Source organism: Peptoniphilus sp., from assembly GCF_034090345.1.
Classification (GTDB): domain Bacteria; phylum Bacillota; class Clostridia; order Tissierellales; family Peptoniphilaceae; genus Peptoniphilus.
The window spans coordinates 1-4,320 of record NZ_JAXDSS010000022.1 but is presented as its reverse complement, the minus strand read 5'-3'; the positions used below and the strand labels follow the sequence as shown (position 1 = coordinate 4,320).

Genomic DNA, 4,320 nt, shown 5'->3' with positions numbered 1-4,320 from the left:
ACCGTATATCAATGCAGCTATTCCAACTACAATCAAAAGTAATATAAGTTTAACTATAGTAGAAGTTGCATTTGACATATTTGGATTTATTAAAATTGATTCAATTGGGAAATAGATTAGCGCAAATAATCCCATAAAAGTAGCTGAAAGGGTAGTCTTTATAAGCGCTCTTATATATGATTTAGTGCCAAGATTTCCTATTTTTCGTCTTAAAAGTATGAAAGAAATTAAAACTGCAATAGTTGTTGCGATGGAAACAGAAGCTGCAAGACCACGAGTTCCAAATCTATGAGCCACAAGCAAGTTTAAGACGACATTTATTACTACATTTACAAGACCAACTACAAAAGGTGTCTTAGTATCAGCTATAGAATAATAAACTCTATTCAGTACCATAGATACAGACATTGATATCAAAGCAAGGGTATAAAATCTTAAAGTTGCAGTGGTATCAATTGCATTTTGTTTAGTGAAGACACCGTGTAAGAAAGCGACATCGACGATGGGTCTTGCCAGTACAATCATTCCAACTGTTGCAGGAATTGTCAAGAAAAGCACTAGCTTAACTGATGCATTCATAACTCTTTTTCCTTGGATTTTATTATCGCTACTAAACGCACGAGACATTGTAGGAAAAATTATTGAAGTTATAGCAGCAATAAAAATCCCAAGAATCATAAGATTCATTTTGTTTGCGTAATTTAAAATAGAAACGGATCCTTCAATCATATTTGCAGCAAGTTTTCTATTTACTATGACATTTATGTCGTTTACAGCTGAACTCATAAGTACTGGTACAGCTAATGCCAAAGCTTCCATTACATATTTATCTTTTAAATTGAGTACAGGTTTAGGCCTATAACCTTGTCTAATAGAATCCGGAAGGAGAAATATAATCTGAGCTAATACACCAATTACAGATACTATTGTAAGTCCATAAATTCCTCCCATATTTGTCATAAATAATAGGAAGAAGATATAGCAAAGGTTAAGCGGTATATTTATCGCTCCGGCGGCAGCAAATCTATTGTTGTATTGTAGGAAGCCTGTAAAAACTCCTACAATTGCTGAGAAGACTACAACCGGAATTCCAAGTCTTATAAGTTTTATAACCAATAAATATACTTCAGGTTTTGTCTTTGTTGTAAATAAAACTGCAAGTTGTGGGGCAAATAAATAACCTAGTATAGCTACGACTATAGAAAAGATAGTAGCTAAAGTAAGTAAATTATTAGTAAAGTAATTCCTTTGATTTTCTCCAAGTTCATTTTCAGCTTTAGTTAAAGCAGGAATAAAAGTAGTTGCTATAGCTGTAGTAACTAATGCAGACACAATAGCTGTTGCTGATTGAGCAGCTATAAAAGCATCCATCTCGTTAGTTGCCCCAAATACTCCTGCTTGAAGAGATTCTCTGATAAATCCCATTAACTTACCAACAAGTGAAAACACAATTATGGCAAGAGTAGATTTTGCAAGTTTTTTGGTATTTTCCATAATTACCTCCAGATAAGAGTTTAAGCTTTATACAAATTAATGTCAATTATAACCGATATACAATTGAAAAGTAAATTTTTATATTATAAAATTTTAAACTGAGGAAGGTGATTAATTGAAAAATGTAAACTTAATAAAAAGAGTGTATCCCTATTTTTATAAATATAGATTCATATTGTTAATTGATTTAATTTGTGCGGGATTTACAACAGCTTCTGAAATGGCATTACCATTAATTCTTAGAACTTTAACTAATACGGGACTAAGAGATATGAACTCTCTAACTGTTGAACTTGTAGTTAGATTATCTTTATTATTTTTAGGTTTAAAAATTATCGAATTAGTGGCTTCATACTATATGGCCAGTATAGGTCATATAATGGGCGCAAAGATAGAGACTGATATGCGTTCGGATGTCTACTCACATCTTCAAAGTATGAGCGATTCATTTTATAACGAAACAAAAGTTGGAGTTCTGATGAGTAGAATAACCAACGATTTATTTGACATTACAGAATTTGCACACCATTGTCCGGAAGAATATTTTATAGGTTTTATAAAAATATTGTTTTCATTTGTAATTCTTATAAATATAAATTTGACTTTGACATTAGTGCTATTTGCAACATTGCCTTTGATGATATATACTTCAACAAAATTTAGAATGATAATGAAATCAGCACAAGCTAAGCAAAGAGTACAAGTAGGGGATTTGAATTCATCTATAGAAGATTCTCTATTAGGTATAAAAGTTGTAAAGAGCTTTGCAAATGAAAAAGTTGAAACTGAAAAATTTGAAAGAGAAAATAAAAAGTTTTTAAGAATAAAAGAAATGTTTTACAAGGCAATGGCAGGTTTTACTGTCGTTACGAAAAGTTTTGACGGAATTATGTATCTTATAATAATCTCATGCGGCGGACTATTTATGATATCAAATAAAATTTCTGCCGGAGATATGATGGCTTATGTTATGTATGTGACTTCACTACTTACAACTGTTAGAAGAATAGTGGAATTTACAGAACAATTCCAAAGAGGTATGACAGGCATTGAAAGGTTTACAGAAATTATGGATGCAAAATCAGAAATTGTAGATTCTGAAAATGCAGTTTCAATGGGCAAAGTAAAAGGCCTTATAGAGTTTGAAAATGTAGATTTTAAATATGAGACAGACACTAAAAATGTTTTAGAAAAATTTAATTTGAAGATAAATCCAGGAGCAAATCTAGCCATAGTTGGACCTAGTGGGGCAGGTAAGACTACAATATGTAATTTAATTCCAAGATTTTATGACGTTACAAGTGGCTCAATAAAAGTAGATGGAAAAGATGTAAGAGAAATAAAACTTGAATCTTTGAGAAATAATATAGGAATAATGCAACAAGATGTATATCTTTTCTCGGGCACTGTTCTTGAAAATATAAGATATGGAAATCCAAAGGCAACAGATGAAGAAGTTTTAGAAGCTGCCAAATTGGCAGGAGCTCTTGAATTTATTGAAAAGTTGCCAAATGGTCTTGAAACTTATGTTGGAGAGAGAGGAGTAAAACTTTCAGGCGGTCAGAAACAAAGAATTTCTATAGCGAGAGTATTTTTGAAAAATCCACCGATATTAATTTTAGATGAAGCGACATCTGCTCTTGATAATAAGAGTGAGCAAATAGTTCAAGAGTCTTTGGTAGAGTTATCAAAGGGAAGGACAACAATAACTATTGCTCACAGACTCACAACGGTTCAAAATGCAGATGAGATACTTGTGATGAGAGATAGAAAAATTGTCGAAAGAGGAACTCACGAAGAACTTATGAGAAAAAAGGGATATTATTATGATTTGTACACAAAGGGTGGAATGTTAGATTTATAAAAAATAATTTTATAGTGTTATTAAAGTGCTCTTAATCGCAATGGTTAAGAGTACTTTTTGTGTAGTGAATTTTTAGCGCAGATATGATTTATTAATATTTTTATATTTAAATTCATTGACAAATAAAATTTGCAAGAGTATAATAATCGACAAACAATTTGCTTTAATGGTTAAAAGCACTAAATAGAGGGGGAGAAATATGGATTCTTTACAAGCATTATTATTTATTTTTATCGTTCTTACTGTGGGAGACATAGTAGCTGCTGCAACAAAGAGTATAGTACCATCTCTTTTTGTTTGCTCAGCAATTTTTTTAGCAGGTTTTTGGATGGGCGTTCCAGAAACACTTTTCAAGGACTCATTGTTGTATGGATTTGGGGCTCTATTTATAACTACTTTACTTGTACACATGGGATCTATGCTAAATATAAGACAACTTATAGCTCAATGGAAAACTTTGACAATAGCAGCGGGAGGGATAGTTGGTATTGTTGTATTACTTATGACAGTTGGTAGAGTTATGGTTGGAAATGAAACTGCAATAGTTGCAGCACCTCCTATTTCTGGTGGAATTATAGCTGGGTTACAAATGGCAGAAGTTGCAACAGCTATAGGTAGGCATGATTTAAAATTGATAGCCACTCTTTTAGTAGTACTTCAAGGGTTCGTAGGTTATCCCCTTGCATCATTTTGTTTGAGAAAAGAAGCAAATAGTATTTTAAAATTAAAAGATAGCGGGGAGAGCTTTCAATCTGATGAAGAAGTAAAGCAAGTGGAAAGAAAGACAATTTTTAAGTTGCCACCAAAATATACATCAGCTAATTACTTTCTGGCTAAGACAGTTTTTATAGCGCTTGTCGCTACAGTAGTATCAGGATTTTTTAAAAACTTTGATACAGGGGTAACAATATTAAATGTTTTTGTCAGAATTGATAAAAATGTTTTAGCACTTATACTTGGCA

2 protein-coding genes and 1 pseudogene are annotated in these 4,320 nt (G+C 32.0%); 2 read left to right on the top strand and 1 reads right to left on the bottom strand.

The window, feature by feature from the left end; all coding sequences use genetic code 11:
* On the bottom strand, positions 1 to 1,494 hold a 1,494-nt coding region (murJ, locus tag SOR77_RS02075), incomplete at its 3' end, for a murein biosynthesis integral membrane protein MurJ (protein WP_320635544.1).
* A 115-nt stretch (positions 1,495 to 1,609) separates the two neighbouring features.
* Between murJ and SOR77_RS02070 the strand changes: the two genes are divergently transcribed.
* Both SOR77_RS02070 and SOR77_RS02065 read left to right on the top strand, forming a co-directional pair.
* Positions 1,610 to 3,358, top strand: a complete 1,749-nt coding sequence (locus SOR77_RS02070; protein ID WP_320635543.1) for an ABC transporter ATP-binding protein — start codon at positions 1,610 to 1,612, stop codon at positions 3,356 to 3,358.
* Positions 3,359 to 3,557: 199 nt separating this feature from the next.
* Positions 3,558 to 4,320 (top strand): annotated as a pseudogene (locus SOR77_RS02065) (hypothetical protein); the annotation flags it as partial.